Below are 21,309 nucleotides of genomic sequence, written 5' to 3'. Positions count from 1 at the left end.
TTGTATTGCTTAGGGTCTAAGGGTTAAAACTGTACTCCATAGAAAAGAGAATTGCTATATGTGTATAGAAACCCATATCCCCCTATTAGAATCCATTCTTGGTGAGTGGAAATCCGCGATCGGCAGTCAATACGAGCCATATAGAAACCATGTCTATCGAGTATTGAATTTCTGCTTTATTTTTCATAATTGCCAGGAGGACGATCGAGAAAAGTTAATTATTGCTGGCTGTTTTCACGATCTAGGGATTTGGCCGGATGATACGGTGGACTATTTACCGCCATCGATTGAATTAGCTCAAACTTACCTCAAAAATCAAGGTAAAGAGTCATGGTCAACGGAAATTTCGCTAATGATCGATTTACACCACAAATTTACCCGTGTTCGTAACTGCGAGTATCCGTTAGTGGAAGTGTTTAGAAAAGGAGATTGGGTGGATGTGTCTCAGGGGTGGCGATCGTTTGGCTTACCGAGAATTTATATTAAAGAAGTCTTGAAAACCTTTCCTAATCTTGGCTTTCATCAAAACTTGTTGCGCTTAACTAAAGAAGAATTTAAGCACAATCCCCTTAACCCATTACCGATGATGAAGTGGTAAGAATTCATGTCCCAGAGCACGATTTCCATTAGTGAGATTCAATTGGTCAGTTCATCCCTATTAATTCTCATCAATATGGGATTATCGGTGGGTTTGCGGTTAGGATTAGAGAAAACATTAGCGATCGCCACGATTCGCATGGTCGTCCAGCTATTGTTAATTGGATATGTCCTCAATTGGCTGTTTTCCTTATCGAATCCGATCGCCATTTTACTACTGGCTATCCTAATGACCAGCATCGCGGGAATGTCTGGCGTTAACCGCACCTCAAGGCGATTTGTGGGTATCTATTGGCGCTCCTTCCTCTCCATTTTAGTGGCTGCGTTCTTCATTACCCAATTCTCTATCCTGGCTGTAATTCAAGTCACTCCCTGGTACGATCCCCAATATTTAATTCCCCTATTGGGTATGATTTTAGGTAATGCTTTGAATGGAGTGTCCTTAGGGCTAGAGCAGTTTATGGAGAGTTTAGTGACGAATCAGGGCAAAATTGAAACTCTTCTGAGCTTAGGAGCAACCCGATGGGAAGCCACCCATGCCGAAGTCAAACAAGCCGTTAGGCGCGGCATGATTCCCATCATTAACTCGATGATGGTGATGGGAGTGGTCAGTTTACCCGGGATGATGACCGGTCAAATTTTAGCCGGAGCTAGCCCCTTGGATGCAGTGCGGTATCAAATCATCATTGTCTTTGCGATCGCCTCTGGAAGTGCATTAGGAACTCTCGGTGTTGTCCTGCTCACCTGGCAAGCGCTATTAAGTCCCTCCCATCAGCTTAGACTCAATAAATTAATCAAAGTAAAACCCTAAAGAGCGGCTCAGTTTGATAAAATCTCTAAACCTTTTCTTCCCTATCCCGATTCGTTCTCAAAACCATGACTCAAAACCGCGAACCCTTGAAAAGTCTTGTTCTTTACCACCTCTTCAAGTGGTCTGTGGTCAGTCCCATGCTGCATGTGTATTTTCAAGGTCAGATTTATGGGGCTGAAAACGTTCCCCAGGAGGGGCCTTTAGTCATTGTCAGTAACCATGCCAGTTATTTCGATCCCCCCATTCTTTCCAACTGCGTGCGGCGACCGGTCGCTTTTATGGCTAAGGAAGAATTATTTAAAGTTCCCGTATTAAAACAAGCTATCCGCTTATATGGAGCCTATCCCGTTGAACGAGCAGCCGCCGATCGCAGTGCCATTCGTAATGCCCTATCTGCTTTAGAGGAAGGCTGGGCGACAGGATTATTTTTACAAGGTACTCGGACTCCAGACGGTCGCATTAGTGCGCCGAAATTAGGCGCAGCGATGATTGCAGCTAAAGCTGGAGCGCCCCTATTACCGATTAGTTTATGGGGTACAGAAAACATCCTCGTTAAAGAGACTCCTCTCCCGCGCTCTGTTCCGATTACCGTCCGTATTGGCTCTGCGATCGATCCGCCAAAAACAACCAAACGAGCAGAGTTAGAGCGAGTGACCGAAGTCTGTAAAGATGCTATCCATGCACTCCATGACTTAGGACGGTAGAATAAGCAGGTGCAAAATTAGAATGGATAACCTCAAAGATGGAAGACATTAGGGAACGTCTCACGCAAGAAGTGGATCGGGCACAATGGCAATGGCTCAAGCCTCATATTGCGAGGGATAATGTGGTAGTGGTGACTCAAGGATTAGATTTAGTCGATGTCGGAGTAGCGATCGCTACGGATCAACTCACTTCCGTACAACACTGGATTAGCGAACAATTGATCACTAAACCCACCCTCGAACAATTAAATCATTGGGAGCGTGTTGAAGATCAACAGTTTGAGGCTCTTATTGTCCAACCCTATGTTCTCGTGCAAGAAGCCTAGGGTTCGATGAAAGTTTAAAAATTCGTGAGGATAGAAAAATGAACGCCATTTTCTTGCCAACTCTCGCGATCAGAGGAAAGGGAAGTTAGGGGGATACCCCAGTCTACTCGAGCTATGAAGCGATCGCTCATTCGCCAAGATAGTCCTAAACCCATTCCAGCTAAGAAGTTTTCTTCCAGGTCTAAATCCTGTTCATTCCAGCCGACCCCAAGATCAATAAAGGGAATCAGATGTAAAATTCCTTGCACCCTGGGAACTCGCACCACAGGCAGTTGCACTTCTGCTGAGAATAAGGCTCCATTATCGGTCAGTAGAGCTTCTTGACGATATCCACGTACAGTGTCTACTCCACCTAGTCCCATTTGCTCCAAAGGAACCAGAGGGCGATCGGCTAGTTGGATATCGGTACGAACAATCGATAGCATATCAGGAGCCAACAAATGCACCCACTGTCCTTGTCCCCGCCAAGTGTAAAAATTACTGTCAGGAGGAGCTTCGTTACGGCTGGCATTAAAGAGTTGATTTAAACCGAAACTAAATTGCGATCGCAAACTGACAACATCCCGTTCGCTCCGGGTTGTCCATTCCTGAAAAAACCGCAGAGCAGCAATACGGGTGCTACCGCGATCGTCGGCTCCAGGAGAAAGGGGAAAAGGCCCAATATCATCCAGCTCTAATTCCGTTTGACTATCTTGCCAAGAAAACGTCAATCCTAGGGCAAGTTCTTGTCGAGTCGTCCGAATAAGCGGCTGGCGATAACTGACTCTATAGTAGTTAGAGGCAGAAGTGATCCCCAGGCGATCGAAAGGCTCTGTAATCACACGGCTACGACTAATGCCAAACCCAGCACTCAAGGTTCCATTGCTGGCATTTAAGGGCAAAGTATAATTGAAATCAAAAATATTGCTGCCATCCGTATTCGTATAAATACTGAGAAATTTATCCCCCAAACCCGTTAAGTTGCCTTCCTCGATCAGCAATTGTCGGCGAAACGTACCCACACTAGGAACACGAGCATTATCCAGATTAGTAGTAATCGTAAAACTATCAGCTTCCGTAACCGTGACCACCAATATGCGGGTTTGTGGGCTACTCCCCACTTGCAGTTCGCCGGTAATGCTCTCTATAAGAGGATCGAAGCGCAACAATTGCATCCCTTCTAATACACGGTTGATATTTAGTGGAGGGGAACCCACCAAAGCGAGGCGACTACGAATATAGTTAGAACTGAGGCGACGCACTCCAATGACTTCAATCGATTCTAAACTGCCTTCAATAACCTGAATTTTTAGCGTCCCATCAGTTATTCTTTGTAGAGGAAAAATCGCTCCAGAAGAAATGTAACCCTCACGGCTATAAAGTTCAGCAATAACTGACCGGATTTTTAACAGTTCAACCAAGGTTAACTCTTGCTGGAGAAAAGAGGCAAGTGCTTCTGTTAATTCCTCATTACTAAAGACTGTATTCCCCTCAATTTCAAATCTCTCAATCCAAAAATCACTTTCTCCTTCCGACGGTATGATTTCTGAGTCTTCTGGAGATTCAGGAGGAATCAGGATCTCTTCTGGAAGGGGTAGAGGTTCACTCGGCAGTGGCGGTTGAGGAATGGGAGGGGTAATGCGCTGGCTAATTTTTATTCCTACAGAATCCAAGGGTAAGAGGGAGCCAGGAGACTCAGTTAGAGCGATCGCATCTGCAATCATTGGACTAGATTTCCGATAAGCAAGAACGGGTCTTGGACTGACCTCTAATAGCACCACAGTTGCTAAAAAAAGACCTATTTTACGGCTAAATTGAACTCGATTAAGCATAAATTATAACCAGGATACTTTTTAGTGCCCTATCCCCCTCCCTTCGACTCCGCTCAGGGCCAGTGGGATCGAGTGTAGTCTAGCAGTAAATCCCTGTTTTCACAATGTTTTTCTATCACAGAAAAGCTAAAAAAATCAAACTCAATTGATAGATAAATATTAGATAAGGTATTATTCTCCGGAGAATTAAAACCCCAAGAAACCAGCAGTCATCTACCAAAGCTGCCTTTCTCAACTTTAGGGATTGAGAGTACAACAACCAGAGGAATGAAGAATATTGGCGTTATTAATACTTAATAAAGGTTAATTATTTACTTGACAATCATGCTATCTAGATATACGTTCGAGGCAAAGCGTTTCATCTGGAGCATAGCTATGCAACGGACTTGGCTCACTCTTTCAACGACACTGGTTGCTGCGACTTTTGCCTTTACTGCTTCACCCACCTTTGCTCAGGTAGTTCCTGATGGCTCATTGGGGACGAGGGTAAATGGAAATCCCCATTTTATGATTGATGGAGGAACAACTGCGGGACAGAATTTGTTTCATAGTTTCCGGGAGTTCTCAGTTCCTTTTGGGGGTTCGGCAGTGTTCCAGAATAGTCCTAATATTCAAAATATCTTTAGTCGGGTGACTGGGGGGAATCAATCCTTTATTAATGGGTTGATTGAAGCACAAGGAACAGCAAATCTATTCCTGATTAATCCGGCAGGAATTCGGTTTGGTTCGGGAGCGCAGTTGAGGTTGGGTGGGTCGTTTTTTGGCACAACAGCCGATCGGATTATCTTCAATGATGGAGTAGTGTTTAATACGAACGACCCTAGTGAGGAACCGTTGTTGACCATTAATTCTCCGATTGGGTTAAATTTTAATATGGATAATCCAGCTCCCATTCAGGTGGACGGTGAAGGACATGGATTGACGATTAGAAGTATTCGGACCTCTCCAGTAGACCGCAGCGAGGCCAATCCTGGGTTGGAGGTGAGTTCGGGAAATACTTTAGCCTTAATTGGAGGAGAAGTGAACTTAGTTGGGGGAGTAGTTAGAGCGCCTGAAGGACATATTGCTCTAGCGGGGGTGGGTGAAGGACAAGTGAGTTTAACCTCTGTGGAGAGAGGATGGCGATTGGGATATGAGGGAGTAGAACGTTTTGGAGACATTAATTTATCACAACAGGCCGCAGTGGATGCCAGTGGATTAGGACGCGGTTCCATTGAGATGGTGGGACGGCAAGTGCGGCTCACAGGAGGGTCAGCAGGATTGATTCAAAATAGGGGTTCAAGTCCTGCGGGTGACTTAACGGTGAAGGCGAGTGAGATGTTGGAAGTTAGTGGAACTGATGTAGAACAGACATTTCCAAGTCTCTTATTTAATGAAACGGTCAGTGAGGGAGCAGGAGGGCAAACGAATATTTCTACGGGAAACCTGTTGCTATCAGGAGGAGGAATTATACATAACAAAACCTATAGCAGTGGGGATGGAGGGGATGTATCGGTCAGTGCGGCTGATGGGGTAGAAGTGAATAGTTTTGCCAGTGACAATCCAAATATTTTCAGTAGTTTGGTTGCTGTGACAGCAGGAGAAGGTAATGCCGGGAATCTGAGCATTGAGACTCAAGACTTAAGCCTTCTGGATGGAGGGAATATCAGCAATAGCACTCTAGGTAGGGGGCAAGCTGGAAACGTTACTATTAATGCTTCTGAATCCATTACATTGATTGGATTTATTCCTGTAAGTTTAAGACGAACTGTTCTCAGTAATGCAACAGCTACTGAAGCAAAGGGAGGAACAACATTAGTAAACACTTCTAGATTGGTCATTAGAGATGGGGCAACGATTAGTGCCTCAACAGTGGCTGAGGGATCGGCAGGAAACTTAACGATCAACGCTACGGATTCTATAGAAGTCAGTGGTATTGGCGAGACAGAAGATGGGCAACTTCGAGCTGAAATCCTATCAGATGCTCCGATTTTACCAGAAGTGTTTCGTCAAGCAACAGGACTTCCCGATCTCCCTTCTGGAGATGCAGGTAGTTTAACCATTAACACCCCTCGCTTAACTGTTTCTGATGGTGGAAGAGTGGGTGTAGGAAATCAAGGAACTGGCACAGCAGGTGACCTCCAAATTCAAGCTAACCGTATTGAAGTTACCAACGAAGGACAAATTACCACTGCAACTGCTTCCGGTGGGGGGGGTAAGATTGATCTGCAAGTGGGGGATGTACTGTTAGTTCGTAATCAAGGCTTAATTTCCACGGAAGTGGGAGAAGTAGGGGTGCAAAGTCAAACCCTGTCTGCGAATTCTGGCAATATCACGATTAATGGTAATCTGATTCAACTGCTCAATCAAGGGGAAATCACGGTTCGCAACAACGGAACCGGAAATGCGGGGGACTTACAACTGCAAGCCTATCGTCTAGAATTACGCGATGGCGGACGGTTAACGGCAGAAACGGCTTCGGGTGAAGGGGGAAATATTGAGCTAAGAGTGGGCGATGTCCTCCTCTTGCGCAATGGCGGGTTGATTTCTACGGAAGCCAGAGGTGCAGGCAATGGGGGGGATATTACGATTAACAGTCCCTTTGTGTTTGCTATTTCTGAAGAAAACAGTGATATTATTGCCAATGCGTTTGAAGGCAATGGGGGCAATATTAATATTGTTAGTAACAGTATCTTGGGCTTAGAATTCCGGAAAAACTTAACCCCGTTGAGCGATATTACGGCTAGTTCCCAGTTTGGACTCAGTGGGACAGTCACCATTTCTAACCTCAATGTCAATCCCACCGAACAGGATACTGAATTAGAATCAGAAGTGATTGACCCAGAGACCATCATCGTTCAAGGGTGCGATGCGGTGGGCAATAGTCGTTTTGTGGTCAGTGGACGGGGAGGAACGCCAGAAAATCCCCGTATCAGGCGCTCTGGCGTAACTACCTGGCATGATATCCGCAACCCTGCTCCTTACATGGACAGAACAGCCAGACAACGACCTCAACCCGTACCTCCGATTATCGAGGCTAATGCAGCCAGACGGCTGTCCGATGGCACGATGGAACTGTATGTAGACTGGTCAAAGCCAGTACGCTATTTCCGTGGGGGCAATCATCAGGGGGTTTGCCCGTAACCATTAATGAGGATTCACTGATTGCGCTCCCTGAGCAGAGTCGAAGGGAGCAGGGGCTAGAAACCCAGTCTCTGCCTAGTGGCGATCGCCGGGTTTCTTCTATCTTCAGGGGGGCATATTGACTAAATGGGTAGATGCCGGTTTTAAACCTACCCTTTGTATCTACTGATGTAACCTAAAGGAGCTAAGATCAAACCACTACAGCAACAGGCTCTTGGCTACAAGCTGCCTGGAGGATTTTTTCTGAGTTTTCAGGGAGTGGGCCTAAAGCTACATCGCCCCACCGCATAACTATTGCACCAGCATTGCCAGCATAACCAATAGTATAGAGGAGAACTAAGTTATTTTCACGAATACGACCTGCTTTAGCAGCGAAGTACAAGTTGATGAGAGCTGTAACTGATCCAATGTTACCAACGTAAGGGTGAAGGTCAACTGTCCGAGCAAAATCTACACCGAGAGACCGAGTAGAAGCCTTAGCAATCCAAGCGGTGGGGGTATGAAAGGCAAAAAAGTCGATTTGGTTGAGTGTAACTCCGGCAGCGGCAGCAGCGGCTTGACAGCAGGGATAAAAAAGCTGGCTATGTACTGTCTGAGTTGATGCTTTTCCAGTGGGCTGAAATTCAATTTGAACTTTACCTTGTTTGTCAAGAATGAAGTGATTATCGAGAGCGCCCCAACTCTCACCAGCATTCAAAATCTTTTTGCCGATTACTCCGTCATTGGCATTCACCTCACTGACAATAAAGGCGCTGGCACCATCACCTGAAATAAATGCAAGAGTGTCATTAGGAGACAGAAAATCACTAAAAGCTGCGGAGGTTATCACCAAAACATTGCGACATTCTCCAGATCTGACTTGTGCATAAGCAGTCTGAAGAGCAACCATAGCAGCAGAACAGCCTGACTCTATATTCCAAGCCGGACACTTCAGCCCTAGTTCGCGAGCAAAAAAGGCTGCATCACCGGTTATAACTCCTTTGGGTAATGTGGTATTGACAATAGCTAAATCTATCTCTTCAGCAGTAAGATTAGCTGCTTCGAGAGCTTGGTAAGCCGCACGATATCCTAGGGTGAGAGCGTTTTCCTCCCTATCAATTACTCGCCGCTCTACAGAACCTCGGAAAGGATCGGACAAATAGGGGAGCATCTCTTCGGTGTAGATATCAACCTGGTTGGAGCTTGATTCTTCAGGAACAAAAATTCGAGCTAAACCTAGTTTTTCTGCCTCCTCGACTAACTTGGGATAATTTTCCCGATAATAATCATTCGTACGAATTTCCCTAGGGAGGCTGACTGCTAATGAACGAATTCCTACAGATTGATTGAACATGATTTTACTCCTTATGTTTGTTGACTAAGAATTGGTTTGTGACCAAGAAACAATGGATGGGGAATGGGGTAGGCAAAGGGACACTGCCCCAACAAAAGACGTTAAAACGCTCTAAACCAAAGCGGGCATGACAGAACTGGGCGAGGGGGCAGGAGCTGGCCCAAGTACCACATCACCCCAACGCATCACCACGGCTCCAGCCGTAGAAACGGAACCAACGGTGTAAACCAAAACCAAATCATTTTCGCGAATATTACCTGACTGAGCCGCATGATAGAGGGTAACGGCAGGTAGCGCGAGACCGAGATTACCGTATTTGGGAAAAAGATTAAGTGTCTGTTCTGGATGAATACCCAGTGCCTTCACGCACAAGCTGGAATACCAAGCCAGAGGAGTATTGAAAGCAAAAAAGTCAATGTCTTGCAAACTTACACCAGCCGCAGCCGCAGCCCCTTGGCAGCAAGTCCGGACTAAATCTCCAGCCGTATCACGCAGGGGACGGCTCCCAGTTTTCCCAGCTCGCAAGCAAACTCGAATATCGCCCTGTTCGGTTGGCTCGAACTCGTGGACAAAAACGCCACAAGTATCAGCCGTGTTGACCACTTTCGCACCCAAAATGCCTTGATTGGATTTCAACTCGCTGACCACAAAAGCACCACCAGCATCACCTAGGAACCAAGACAATGTATCGCTCTCAGCGGCCAACCGAGAATTAGTCGATGATAAGGTAACTAGCACGTTACGGTATTGTCCAGTTTGTACCAGAGCGCAAGCAGTTTGAAATGCCACTAAACCACTCGAGCAAGCCGACTCGATATTCCATGCTGGACAACTCACGCCAAACTGACGCGCTAGGAAGACAGCATTCCCAGGAGCAACATAATATTCAGGCAACCACGAGGCGCTGATTAACAAATCGATGCCGCTAGCAGCAAGATTAGCCGCTTCCAAAGCATCGCAGGCTGCACGATACTCTAACGTTAACGGAGACTCCCCAGGACCTAAGACTCGGCGTTCAACTGCCCCCCGGAACGGATCGGATAGGTATTTGGCCATTTCTTGGTCAAACTCAGTTGGGTTGGGGGTAGATTGGGAGGCTGAAAACACCTTGGCCAAGTTTTTTTGTTCTGCTTTAGCCACCGCATCAGGGTAGTTTTGCCGATAATAGTCATTGGTGCGAATGACATGGGGAAGAGTAATGGCTAGAGATTGAATTCCAACGGGTTTCATTGTGATATACGTCGTGATTTTTTGCAGCAATGAGAAAAACAAGTGACGATTCGTGCTACGTGCTGGAGAGTAGTGAGCAGAAAAAAAGCATCAAACATCACCTCTTCACAAGCCTGTAATATCAGTTCATCAATGGGCAGAACCTTGCGATACTAAGCTCTGAATCCGAGTGCCGATGGGTGCTTGCACGCTTGGATCAATTGCGACATCGACCACAAACGGTTTATCTGATGCTAATGCCTGCTCTAAAGCACTCTTCACATCGACAGGGTTAGTAACACGGACACTTTCAGCCCCCATGGCCTTAGCTATGGCCTCAAAATTAACTTGATTAATTTGGACATCGATACCTTTAAAGCCCTGAAGCGCCATGCCCTGTTCGCACATATTGTAACGACTGTCATTGAGGACAATCCAAACGGCAGGAATGTTATATTTAACTGCCGTGCTGACTTCACAACCATTCATCAGCATCGAGCCATCTCCAACAATGGCCACAGCTTTATCCTTCCGTGCCTCGGCTGCCCCCACAACTCCCGCAGTCATGTGACCCATGGAAGCAAAGCAAGTGCTGGTACGGAAACGACCAGGTTGAGAAAATTTCAAACGATTGATGGCCCAGGCAAAAGAGTTCCCTGGTTCAGCCATCACCAATGCGGTACTGTTGTTGATAATCACTTCTTGAATCTGCTCCATAAGCAGAGCGGGATTGACGAGGCCAGAAGCTTTAGAATAGTCGTAACCCACTTGAGTCTCAGACGTTTTTTTTCCAACCATTTTTTCCGTCAGACTCTTATCAGATTGTTTTTTTTGTAGTTGCTTCCGCAGTTTTTTGACAAACGGACGGATCTCAGAACTGATGCAGTAAGTTTTGGTTTCAGGATACGCAAGTCCTGTCAAAGTCTGGTCGGGATTTACATAAATTAATTTATAACTTGATTTGTCTTCTAGATTCTCGGATTTTCCTTCTAGATTCTCTTTCTGCAGCAAGTCTAAATTTGTTCCAAGCAAGTCAGGATTCCAGAACGAGGTAAATTCCCCAAGATTGCTTCCCAAAACAAGGATTTGCTTGGGAGTATTTTTATACATATAATCGAGGACTTCTGCATGTCCACCAAAGCCAGTTACCCCCAAAAATTGCCCATCTTCTTCTTCAGAGAAAATGCCCTTACCTCGTGGCGAACAGATGACTTTCGCCCCTGTTTCTTCTGCTAATTTACGGATTTGTTTTGCTGCATGTCTCGCTCCAAAACCAATCCAAATGACAAAGGGTTCTTTGGACAAACAATCAACCCAAGGTTTGACTATTTTCTTCTTAGTCGCGATAATTGGGTCGAGAGTTATGGAAAAAACGGCTGGGGAAAGCGCCTTGGTGAGTAAGGTTTGAATCCCAGTGGGAATGTTGATATTGGCAATAAATCCCCCTGGTTGCTCTAACCCTTTCGCTAACCGACGGGCAATTTCTGGTAATTCCTCAACCGCTTCTATGGTTTTTGCATAATCAAACAGGGTTCCTGAAGCCAACAGATCAGAAGGCATGGCATAAGTACTGGTTTCTTGCGCTGCCAAGCGCCCCCTATTTTTCCCATAAGTTGCACCAGAGAGAAAAATGATCTTTGCTCCTTCTCCACGAGCGGCAAACAATCCTGTGAGTGTGTTTGTCAATCCTGGCCCGGTAGTGGCAAACACGGCGACTGGGGGAGTCTTGGCATTCTTTTTACCAGAGTAGTCTTCACTGGCAAAGTAGGCTTCGCAGGCTGCGAAAGCAGCACCAGACTCATGCCGGTAGTGATGTACTGTAATTGAGCTGTTTTCTAACTTCTCCACTAGAGGAGTAATTGCACCTCCTAAGATACCAAACGCATGGTTGACCTTAAATTGTTCCAGCATTTTGACTATAGCGTGGGCCACGGATACTGCTTTTTTCGTGTTTTGGAATTGGCTATTTAACTCTACCTGAGAGGGTTGTGCAGATTTAAATTCCCATAGTCCCTTGGTTTCATCAAAACCCATTTTTGTTGACCTCCTAATTCAAAAAAGTTGTAATGTTGAACGTTGAGTAAGCAGGTGAAGGAATGGGGAAGCTTGTAATAATGTTCCCTCAATCGAATAAATTCTGATATCAAATCCTTAAATGTTGGCTACACATGTGTACTGTAGAGACAAGTCATGGCTTATCTCTACCCTGATGGTGATCTGTAGCATAAACAAATGGGTTTGATATGACTCTACGGTTTGCAACCCGTGACGATACTCCAATAGCCAGTTGTCGGGATAACTTCTACATCCACAAACCCAACCTCAGAGAGGAGGGTTGACAACTCGCGACCTGAATATTGTTGTCCCTGCATTGTGACTAACATCGTGAAGTTATAATTGGCTACAGTTTGTGGCCCAAATTTAGAGTCGTTGTAGAGCATTTCGTGAATAATCAACCGACCTCCAGAAGGCAAGCTATCGAAGCTTTTCTGGGTTAAAAATCGTCCTTTTTCTGGTGTCCAATCGTGATAGATATCCGCATAGAAATGGCAGTCAGCAACTGGAAACTGTTCTTCCCACATATCACTGCTGTGGGTTTGAATGCGGTTTTCTAAACCATACTGGGCGATAAACTCTTTCGCTACTTCACATACTGGCTGTAGGTCAAGCACAATCGCTTTTAAAGCAGACCATTTCAATATCGCCGTGATGGAGTGGGTTCCCGAACCACCACCAATGTCTAACAGTTGCTTGTACCCTGACAAGTCAATGGCTTTTGGCCAAGCTAAAGCGGCTGCCATGCTATGACTATGCATTGAACGAGTAAACAAGCGGGCTAGATCCATTTGTTGTTTAAAGGTCTCAAACCCTTGGAATTGGGGAGAATTAGTTAAGACAGCGCGTTTTAAACTCTCAAACGAAAACACGACCGTGTCATTGGCAATCATTGAATCCAAAACTTCACCAACATAAGTGGAACTGCTAGCTAGTAAATAATCTTCTGCTAAAGGAGTTAGCGAATAATTACCCGCTTGTTCTTCCACTAATCCAACCGATACCAACACCGACAACATGGCAAAAGCTGGACGGGATTCAATATTGAGTGATTGACAAATTTCTGCGATAGAGCGAGGCTGTTGTGCCAACAGAGGAAAAAGTTTGAGGTCGTGGGCCAAGAGTAACACTCGTTGGGGAAGATATCCCAAGATAAGATCCCATAACGGCTGGTCATCAGTGTGGGGTTTGTGAATTTGAACACAAGTAGCTGAGGTCATCATAAATCTCCAAAAAGGTTGTAACGTTAATGGGGAGTGGTGAGTGGGCAGTGTTTGTTTTCCCGACTCCCTATTCCCTATTTTTTCTTGAGAGCGAGTTCTTCTTCTCGCAACACTCGTTTGAGAATCTTGCCTGTGGGATTCTTCGGCAGACTGTCTACAAAGGAAATGGAACTGGGCACTTTATACTTGGCCATGCGATCGGCACAAAATGCTTGCAATGCCTTAGCTTTGAGAGATCGCCCCGCTTTTAAGCGCACCTTGGCTTTCACGACCTCTCCCTTGGTAGGATGGGGAGCGCCATAGACGGCTGCTTCGATCACATCCGAGTGTTGGTAAAGAACTCGTTCCACTTCTGCTGGATAAATTTTGAACCCAGACTGATTAATCATGTCTTTGAGGCGATCGACAATGTAGAAATAGCCATCTTCATCCATGTGACCTAAATCTCCAGAATGGAACCATCCATCTTTTAAGACTTTGGCTGTCTCTTCGGGATTATTGAAATACCCCAGCATTACATTCGGGCCACGAATCACTAATTCTCCAACTTCACCAGGGGGCAGTGGCTCACCTTGGGCATCGACAACCTGCATTTCCACATTCTCAATGGGCATTCCAATGGAACCCAATTTATAGTGCCAATCGTGGTTATAGCAGGAGAACGGTGAGGTTTCGGTTAACCCATAGCCTTCATGCACCCATTGGCCGTATTGCTCCTGCCACCGTTTGGTCAGTTCAGCGGGCAGTACTGCTGCTGCACTGAAGTAGTAGCGGATAGTTCTCAGGGCTAAGGGGGGCAACTGCATGTCTAGTAGCTTGGCAAATACTGTGGGTACGCCAAAGAACATGGTAATGCCTTCGTATTGTACGGTTTCGACCAGTTTCTCTGGGTCAAAGCGACGCTGTAAGACAATGGTGGCTGCTGCATTGAGTCCTCCATTGAGGATGAAATTTTGCCCAAAACAGTGGAAGAGGGGTAAATACAGCAGCAACTTATCATGGGGCTGAATCTGGCAATTATGCTTCACTGAGTGCATATTGGAGACTACATTGCCATGGGAGAGGGTTGCACCTTTTGGGAATCCAGTGGTTCCTGAAGTATAGATAATAGCGGCTGGGTCTTGAAGCTGCATGGAGAGAGCCTTGGCATGAGGAGACATGCGAGCGAGTAAACGGGTCAAACTCACGTCTTCCTCTGCTTTGCCTTCTGCAATTAAAATGTGCTGGAGATGGGCAAGGTCATCTGCCAAAATTTGCATTCTCAAGTCTTGAGTGGTAACGATCGCTTTGGCTTCACAGTCATTGAGGATAAAGAGTACCTCGTCCTGTTTGAGCATTACATTGAGCGAAACTACCACTGCTCCAATCTTGAGACTGCCCAGATAGGCAACTACAAATTCCGGGATATTGGGCAAAAATAACGCCACGCGATCGCCTTTTTCTACACCCAAGTGCTTCAGTCCATTGGCCATGCGATTGACCAATTCATCCAAATGTTGATAGGTAAATTCCTGTCCTTCAAACCGTAGGGCGACTCGCTGGGGAAAAATTTTGCGATCGCGTTCCAAATGCTCTGTAATGTTCATGACTGTTGTCTTTTCAGATAAAAATTTCGGGAATGGAGAGAATGCTTTGCGCTAGGGAGTGGAGAATTCCCTTGTTGTTGACTGTTCCTGATTGCTGATTTCCCACTCCCTCTTCCACAAGGGCTGACTCCCCAAGGCGCAGCAACTTCCAATTCCTCACACTCCGAGGAATGATTAATGAATAGAGAAATTGAATCATATTGACACTTACAAGTTTGGCAAAAGGGAATAGTTTAGTGATCCATATCACAGCCGACCTACCCATATAGGTTGTTAAAATGTTAGGGAGATATTTAGATCTGAAGAAGGCTTTTAGTGATCCATATCACAGCCGACCTGCCCATATAGGTTGTTGGAATGTTAGGCAGATATTGTTTAGCGACCGAGTCGTATTGTGCTCTTTCCTAGTGAAGAAAGCAAAATACAGTATCAGCAGTAAAACAAATAATTTTACCCAACCCATTAGAGTGGGATCTAAAAAAGATAGCTACTTCCTAATCAGCTCAAGACAAGCTCATCTCTTGGGTTGCCTGTGAGATAAGCCCCCCTTGTGCTAGATCTGTAGCTATACAGGCGATGTGATAATCAAGGGATTGCTCGCAGTCGTTCCAAATGTAAGGCCTTCTACTTGAAGGTGGTTTGTCTACCACTGCTCGAACAGCACTATAGAGCTTTTCAGTCGTAGGAGAAAGGCACTCCCTGGCATCGTAATGTCCAGCAACTTTATAGGTTCGTTGATCCACGCCCTGCACAGCAAACATGAGAGCCACTGCCATATACTGATGGGAAATGGAGATTGCTTGCCGGGTTAAATTAGCAGAAGCAAACCCCTGAGAGTTAATATTCTGATTAAACTGTTCAGCATGGGTGGGAAATCGATCTGCAATAGAATTACCAAAAAAAGTTAAGAGGGGCATTAAGGAATTGCCGGTGATTTGCAAACCTTTTAAGCCCATATTCACCTTTCGGCCGGTATTACCAACTAACGAAGGGGGAAGGCCATTATTAAACTCTGGGGCGACCAGAAGAGCAATCTGCGTATCCAGGTGCTTAGCCAAAAGTCCCAGATAGTAGCGCAGTCGATCCATCCCTACACCGACATACTGACCGAGGAAGTTTCCGCAGTGGTACGTAGTTTGATTATCAACATCAATTAAGGGATTGTCAGTAACCGAGTTCATTTCTACTTCAATCTGTCCCGCAATTTCCCTCAGTCCATCCACAATGGGGCCAAGATACTGAGGTAGACAGCGCAGAGAATAGCGGTCTTGGATTAAATTCTCTCCTTCAAAGTGCTGCTGCTCTTGCCGTTCGTCTCGCGATAATACAGAGCCTTCTAAAAGGTCGAGCATCGTAGCAGCAGCCCACTTTTGACCCGAATGGGGTTTCAAGTCATGGATAAAGGGATGAAAGGATTGATTGGTTCCAGCTAATCCTTGCACAAAGAGGGCATGAGTCCCCATGGCTAAGGCTAACAGTTGTTGGGCATCGTGAACACACAGAGCAGCAATACCTGTCATCACCGATGTGCCATTGGTCATCGCTAACCCTTCTTTTGGATGCAAGATTAACGGTTTCAACCCCAGTTTCTTCAAGGCTTGAGGGGCAGGCATCGATTGCCCTTGAAAATCAACCGTAAAGGAGTCATCAATACCAATCAATGCGCCTGTAATCCTAGCTAAGGGCACTAGATCGCCACTTGCTCCGATCGATCCGTACTCGTAGACATGGGGGGTAACCCCTTGATTGAGAAAAGTAGCCATCCGTTTAATCAGTTTCAGTCGAATTCCGGATGCTCCTTTAAGGTGCGAGTTCATCCGTAAGAGCATTGCTGCTCGGACATCGGCTAGGGGTAATGGTTTTCCCGCTCCTGACTTGAGGAACCAAATCAAGTTGTTTTGCAATTCGGCTGCTTCTTGAGAGGAGATAACAGTATCTGCCATGCCACCAAAACCGGTGGTTACTCCATAAATGGCTTTGTTCTGAGCAACTGCATCTTCTATATAGTTGTGAGCAGCCTTAACTTGTTCTAACAGTTCTTCCGTATCTGCTAACTGAACTGAAGTCCCCTGGCGAGCGACTTCAGCTACGTCTGGGATGGTAAGGTTCTCATCCCCCACCGTTACGATTTTATTTTCATGCCTCGGAATAGGCGATCGCGCATTTTGCCTAGACGGTCTTTCCCCAAACAGTTGTGAAGTCCCTTGAAGCACACGGTTTCCCTGTTGTTTTTGCCGTTTACTTGTCAAGGTCACTTGTTCTTTTTCCCGCAAGGCTTTGGTGTTTGCACCCATTAAGTCTGGGGTTTTTATCATGTACTAACGTCCTCAATCCGCCTTAATTGCTAAGTAAATCTATTCATGGGCTGATACCAGCTCATTCGTTATATATACACATAATAGATGATCCCCTACTAAAGTCAACCTCTCGTTGATAAGATATATCTATGTATATACAACATAGGTATAAGTATCGATAGTCAGAAAAGAGGATAGGGGGACGCGGAGATGGAAAGATTGCCTATTACTGCAAAATGCGTACTCTCCACTTCCGAACGCGAAGTGCAGCACTATAGAAGAATTTAATAATTAAATCGTTGGGTTCTAAACCCTGTCCCACACAGAGAAAGGGGTGGAGGAGTGCATTGACGATTTAAGGAAGGGGGGTTAGACCCCTCCCATCGGCAGAAGAAATGAGCTATTTTCTAAGTGTTCAACAACACTACGTCTTAAACAGAACACTATGATAAGAAAATTACGACGTTACTGGAATTATCTTTTAATTGCACTGGTAACCATCGGTCTCGCTTTATATGTTCAAAGCGCGATCGCGATCGTTCCTGATCCCACTCCTGTCGCCTCTGCACAAACCTCCACTCCTTTGGAGCAAGGTCGCCAACTCTATCAGTTGGGTCGCTTTGCAGATGCAGCTAAAATTTGGAAGCAAGCAGCACAGGCCTATGAGAGTGCAGGAGATGATGCCTATCAAGCCTTGAGTTTAAGTTATCTCGCCTCCGCTTATCAAAAACTAGACCTTCCAGAACCAGCCCAGGAAGCTATTGAAGAGAGTATCGAGATCTTAGAGTCTGATCCTGAGCCACAAGCCTTTCTTTGGGGCCAAGTTCTCAATACGCAAGCCAATCTTTTTCTCTATTTGGGGCAACCTCAAAAGGCTTTAGACACTTGGGAGATGGCAGAAAGCTACTACCAAGAAGCTGGAGACCGTCAAGGCGTGGTGGGGAGCCAACTGAACCAAGCGCGAGTCTGGCATAGTTTGGGGTATTATGGCCGAGCCTATGATACTCTTGAAGAGATAGCGCAACAAACCAATCAGCTTGATGATTCACTGCTCAAAATTCAAACCCTCCATAGTTTGGGCAATGCCTTACATCTGAATGGATATCGGAACGATGCACGCCAAATTCTAGACCAGGCTTTGGTTCTCGCAGAACAGATCAACGCAGACAGCGAACTGAGTCCAATTTTATTAAGTTTAGGGAATATTGCCGCTGACCAGAATAATACCCCTGACGCTCTCTATTATTTCCAACAAGCGGACCGTACAGCCAAGAATGGAAAGACTCAGTTAGATGCAAAACTCAACCTCCTGCAACTGTATACAGAACTTGGAGAGCAGAACGAGACTCGAACAATTGCCACTTCTCTCCAAAAGCAAATTGATACATTGCCTGCCAGCCGCTCTAGCATCTATGCAACAGTCAACTTTGCTCATACTTTAAATACCCTTGAGCGGCCAGACACGATCCTACCGCCATCCCAAGTCGCCAAGCTTCTGGGTGCTGCGGTGCAAGATGCCCGTAGTTTGAAGGATGCTACAGCAGAAGCCTATGCTCTAGAACAATTGGGGGCACTGTATGCTCGCCAAGGACAAACCTCAGCAGGGGAAAATTTACTCAAACAGTCCCTGTCTTTGGGTCAGGCTATGCAAGCCAATGTGATTATTTCTCAAGCGGCTTGGAATTTAGGCCGGGTACTGCAACAGGAAGGAAATCAGACAGAAGCGATCGCCGCTTACCGAGAAGCCATTGATGCTCTGCAAGCGTTGCGAGGTGACTTAGTCGGGGTTGACCGGGAGATTCAGTTTTCCTTTCGCGAAAGTGTGGAACCTGTTTACCGAGAATTAGTTGGACTCCTATTAGATAATCATCCTGGTCAAACCGAATTAGCGGAGGTCCGCACCCTCATTGAGAGCCTACAATTGGCAGAACTTGATGACTTTTTTGAAGATGCCTGTTTAGAAGCCAAACCTCAACAAATTGATGCCATTGACCCTGACGCGGCTCTCCTGTACGTGATTATGCTTCGCGATCGCCTCGTCGTCCTTGTCTCTGCTGCATCTGAACCCATCCGTTACTACACTCATTCTATTTCTCAAAAGGAGGCAACCCAAACATTCCAAACCTTTTTTGCTACCCTACATCCTGTCTCAGATAATACGAAACGATTAGAACTCTCCCAACAGATCTATGATTGGTTGATTCGGCCCGCAGAAGAAGATAATGCATTGCAAGGTCATAACACCCTAGTGTTTGTCCTTGACGATCTCCTCCAGCGCGTGCCTGTAGCCGCCCTCCATGACGGACAACAGTATCTGATCGAAAAATATGCGATCGCCTTGTCTCCAGGTTTGCAACTGTTACCAGCTAACGAACTGCAAGAACAGGAGATTGAGGCTCTTGTTGGTGGCATTAGTGAGGCGATTAATGGATTTGCTGCTCTGCCAGAAGTAGAACAGGAAGTCCAAGAGATTTCCAATACTATCCAGGCGACTCAATTACTCAACCAAACCTTTACGCGAGACAAATTGGTACAGAAACTAAAACGAGACCATCCCAATGTGGTTCACCTAGCTACCCATGGACAATTTGGCTCGACTCAAGAGAATACCTTTTTACTGGTGTGGGATGGACAATTGAATGTGCGAGAATTATCCGAAGTACTCAAAGACCGCCGCAGGAGTAAAGATAACCTAGAGTTATTAGTCTTGAGTGCTTGCGATACGGCAGCCGGAGATGATCGCGCAGCTTTAGGTTTAGCCGGATTTGCTGTTAAATCTGGGGCCCGCTCCACCATTGCCAGTCTTTGGCCCGTCCGGGATCGAGTTGCTGCTCAACTGATGGCCCAATTCTATGAAGACTTGCGTCAACCTGGTATTGGCAAAGCTGAAGCCCTTCGCCAGGCGCAGCTTAAACTCCTAGAGAGTAAAAGCTTTCGTGAACCTTTCTTCTGGGCCTCTTTTGTCATGGTTGGGAATTGGCTCTAACGCTCCGTGTTGGTGAGTAGGAGGATAGGGAAGATGCGAAGACGGGAGGACTTCCTATTCCCTATTCCCTTAAAATCCCATGGCAGCAGCGACAGATTTTAGATCGGGTTTGATGCCTTGATGACAGGGATTTTGGCTATGGTTAATCGCTGTGTCGGGGTCTTTCAAACCATTGCCGGTGAGAACACAAACAATTTTGGCTCCCTCTGGGACTTGGTCTTTCACCTTCAATAACCCAGCTACCGAAGCCGCAGAAGCAGGTTCGCAGAAAATACCTTCTTCGGAGGCTAACAGGCGATAGGCATTGAGAATGTCTTCATCGGTAACCGCTTGAAATTGGCCACCACTGGCTTCTTGGGCTGCCACTGCTCGATCCCAACTGGCAGGGTTCCCAATACGAATTGCAGTGGCGAGGGTTTCTGGATGTTCGATGGGATGTCCAGCAAGAATGGGGGCCGCGCCAGCCGCTTGAAACCCCATCATTTTTGGCAGTTGACTACATTTCTTTTCTTGATGATATTCACAAAAACCCATCCAATAGGCAGTAATATTGCCTGCATTGCCCACAGGAATACAAAGCCAGTCCGGAGCATCCCCTAATGCATCTACGACTTCAAAGGCTGCTGTTTTTTGCCCTTGGAGGCGATAGGGGTTAACAGAGTTGACCAAGGTAACCGGATACTTTTCCGAGACTTCACGTACGATCGCCAAGGCTTGGTCGAAGTTGTCTTTAATGGCAAGAACTTCTGCCCCATAGAGCAGGGCTTGGGCTAGTTTACCCAGAGCGACATAACCTTCAGGGATAATAACAAATGCCTTTAATCCGCCTCGTTTAGCATAGGCAGCAGCAGCGGCCGAGGTGTTGCCGGTACTGGCACAAATCACGGCTTTCGAGCCTTCTTCTTTTGCTTTCGAGACTGCCATCGTCATCCCCCGGTCTTTGAAGCTTCCGGTGGGGTTTAAGCCATCATATTTTACCCAGACCTGAACCTGTTTTCCGATTTGAGCAGCGATCGCCGGCACAGGAATCAGAGGTGTGTTACCTTCTAATAGGGTCACCACAGGCGTATTGTCAGTTACGGGAAGGTAGGCGCGGTAGGTTTCAATTAATCCTTTCCAAATACTGCGTGCGGACGAGTTTGGATGAGTTTGACCGATCGAGGTTGATAAAGTGGCAGTCACGTTCGCTTGGTTAATCCAAATGAAGTTTAATATATCTGTTCTATATAGTTTAATGCATGGGTTGCT

The 21,309-nt window shown here is 46.1% G+C and carries 14 protein-coding genes; 6 read left to right on the top strand and 8 right to left on the bottom strand.

The features are described 5' to 3' along the window. The first annotated feature begins 58 nt into the window (after window positions 1-58). The 4 genes from J7529_RS03700 (at window position 59) to J7529_RS03685 (ending at window position 2,438) form a co-directional block, all read left to right on the top strand. Window positions 59-598, top strand: coding sequence for a hypothetical protein (locus J7529_RS03700; RefSeq protein ID WP_271943606.1), 540 nt, complete (start codon window positions 59-61; stop codon window positions 596-598). A 6-nt stretch (window positions 599-604) separates the two neighbouring features. Beyond that, window positions 605-1,408 (top strand): ABC transporter permease, encoded by an 804-nt coding sequence (locus tag J7529_RS03695; RefSeq protein WP_318727881.1) that lies wholly within the window; start codon window positions 605-607, stop codon window positions 1,406-1,408. A 65-nt stretch (window positions 1,409-1,473) separates the two neighbouring features. Further along, entirely contained in the window at window positions 1,474-2,112 is a 639-nt protein-coding gene (locus J7529_RS03690; RefSeq protein WP_271943600.1) for a lysophospholipid acyltransferase family protein, read from the top strand. Between the two features lie 38 nt (window positions 2,113-2,150). Further along, window positions 2,151-2,438: a DUF2288 domain-containing protein gene (locus J7529_RS03685; RefSeq protein ID WP_271943598.1), complete on the top strand. Its 288-nt coding sequence runs from the start codon at window positions 2,151-2,153 to the stop codon at window positions 2,436-2,438. Between the two features lie 14 nt (window positions 2,439-2,452). On the opposite strand, the gene J7529_RS03680 is transcribed toward J7529_RS03685, so the two are convergent. Next, complete coding sequence (locus J7529_RS03680; protein ID WP_318727880.1) at window positions 2,453-4,249, bottom strand: ShlB/FhaC/HecB family hemolysin secretion/activation protein; 1,797 nt, start codon at window positions 4,247-4,249, stop codon at window positions 2,453-2,455. Window positions 4,250-4,624: 375 nt separating this feature from the next. On the opposite strand from J7529_RS03680, the gene J7529_RS03675 reads away from it, so the two are divergent. Then, a complete protein-coding gene (locus tag J7529_RS03675) occupies window positions 4,625-7,372 on the top strand; it encodes an S-layer family protein (protein ID WP_318727879.1) in 2,748 nt (915 codons plus the stop codon). Between the two features lie 190 nt (window positions 7,373-7,562). Here J7529_RS03675 and J7529_RS03670 read toward each other — a convergent pair whose 3' ends face one another. The 6 genes from J7529_RS03670 to J7529_RS03645 form a co-directional block, all read right to left on the bottom strand. Then, a complete protein-coding gene (locus tag J7529_RS03670) occupies window positions 7,563-8,705 on the bottom strand; it encodes a 3-oxoacyl-ACP synthase III family protein (RefSeq protein ID WP_318727878.1) in 1,143 nt (380 codons plus the stop codon). A gap of 111 nt (window positions 8,706-8,816) precedes the next feature. Continuing rightward, window positions 8,817-9,935, bottom strand: coding sequence for a ketoacyl-ACP synthase III family protein (locus J7529_RS03665; RefSeq protein WP_318727877.1), 1,119 nt, complete (start codon window positions 9,933-9,935; stop codon window positions 8,817-8,819). Between the two features lie 129 nt (window positions 9,936-10,064). Beyond that, the gene (locus J7529_RS03660) at window positions 10,065-11,948 is read right to left on the bottom strand and encodes a thiamine pyrophosphate-dependent enzyme (protein ID WP_318727876.1); all 1,884 of its coding nucleotides are present in this window, start codon (window positions 11,946-11,948) and stop codon (window positions 10,065-10,067) included. Between the two features lie 215 nt (window positions 11,949-12,163). Further along, complete coding sequence (locus J7529_RS03655) at window positions 12,164-13,192, bottom strand: methyltransferase (RefSeq protein ID WP_318727875.1); 1,029 nt, start codon at window positions 13,190-13,192, stop codon at window positions 12,164-12,166. Between the two features lie 74 nt (window positions 13,193-13,266). Beyond that, entirely contained in the window at window positions 13,267-14,778 is a 1,512-nt protein-coding gene (locus J7529_RS03650; RefSeq protein WP_318727874.1) for a long-chain fatty acid--CoA ligase, read from the bottom strand. Window positions 14,779-15,281: 503 nt separating this feature from the next. Beyond that, entirely contained in the window at window positions 15,282-17,093 is a 1,812-nt protein-coding gene (locus tag J7529_RS03645; RefSeq protein ID WP_318727873.1) for an aromatic amino acid ammonia-lyase, read from the bottom strand. 427 nt (window positions 17,094-17,520) lie between these two features. Between J7529_RS03645 and J7529_RS03640 the strand changes: the two genes are divergently transcribed. Then, entirely contained in the window at window positions 17,521-20,061 is a 2,541-nt protein-coding gene (locus J7529_RS03640) for a CHAT domain-containing protein (protein ID WP_318727872.1), read from the top strand. A 69-nt stretch (window positions 20,062-20,130) separates the two neighbouring features. Here J7529_RS03640 and thrC read toward each other — a convergent pair whose 3' ends face one another. After that, the gene (thrC, locus tag J7529_RS03635) at window positions 20,131-21,219 is read right to left on the bottom strand and encodes a threonine synthase (protein ID WP_413038803.1); all 1,089 of its coding nucleotides are present in this window, start codon (window positions 21,217-21,219) and stop codon (window positions 20,131-20,133) included. Window positions 21,220-21,309: the final 90 nt, after the last annotated feature.

Source organism: Roseofilum sp. Guam, assembly GCF_017746735.1.
Classification (GTDB): domain Bacteria; phylum Cyanobacteriota; class Cyanobacteriia; order Cyanobacteriales; family Desertifilaceae; genus Roseofilum; species Roseofilum reptotaenium.
The sequence above is the reverse complement of the archived record's forward strand: the minus strand, read 5'-3'. Positions and strand labels throughout refer to the sequence as shown.

Excerpts from the sequence above, each read along its gene's own strand:
- J7529_RS03700 (WP_271943606.1), top strand. The coding sequence starts at position 59 with ATGTGTATAGAAACCCATATCCCCCTATTAGAATCCATTCTTGGTGAG.
- J7529_RS03695 (WP_318727881.1), top strand. The coding sequence starts at position 605 with ATGTCCCAGAGCACGATTTCCATTAGTGAGATTCAATTGGTCAGTTCA.
- J7529_RS03690 (WP_271943600.1), top strand. The coding sequence starts at position 1,474 with ATGACTCAAAACCGCGAACCCTTGAAAAGTCTTGTTCTTTACCACCTC.
- J7529_RS03685 (WP_271943598.1), top strand. The coding sequence starts at position 2,151 with ATGGAAGACATTAGGGAACGTCTCACGCAAGAAGTGGATCGGGCACAA.
- J7529_RS03680 (WP_318727880.1), bottom strand. The coding sequence starts at position 4,249 with ATGCTTAATCGAGTTCAATTTAGCCGTAAAATAGGTCTTTTTTTAGCA.
- J7529_RS03675 (WP_318727879.1), top strand. The coding sequence starts at position 4,625 with ATGCAACGGACTTGGCTCACTCTTTCAACGACACTGGTTGCTGCGACT.
- J7529_RS03670 (WP_318727878.1), bottom strand. The coding sequence starts at position 8,705 with ATGTTCAATCAATCTGTAGGAATTCGTTCATTAGCAGTCAGCCTCCCT.
- J7529_RS03665 (WP_318727877.1), bottom strand. The coding sequence starts at position 9,935 with ATGAAACCCGTTGGAATTCAATCTCTAGCCATTACTCTTCCCCATGTC.
- J7529_RS03660 (WP_318727876.1), bottom strand. The coding sequence starts at position 11,948 with ATGGGTTTTGATGAAACCAAGGGACTATGGGAATTTAAATCTGCACAA.
- J7529_RS03655 (WP_318727875.1), bottom strand. The coding sequence starts at position 13,192 with ATGATGACCTCAGCTACTTGTGTTCAAATTCACAAACCCCACACTGAT.
- J7529_RS03650 (WP_318727874.1), bottom strand. The coding sequence starts at position 14,778 with ATGAACATTACAGAGCATTTGGAACGCGATCGCAAAATTTTTCCCCAG.
- J7529_RS03645 (WP_318727873.1), bottom strand. The coding sequence starts at position 17,093 with ATGATAAAAACCCCAGACTTAATGGGTGCAAACACCAAAGCCTTGCGG.
- J7529_RS03640 (WP_318727872.1), top strand. The coding sequence starts at position 17,521 with ATGATAAGAAAATTACGACGTTACTGGAATTATCTTTTAATTGCACTG.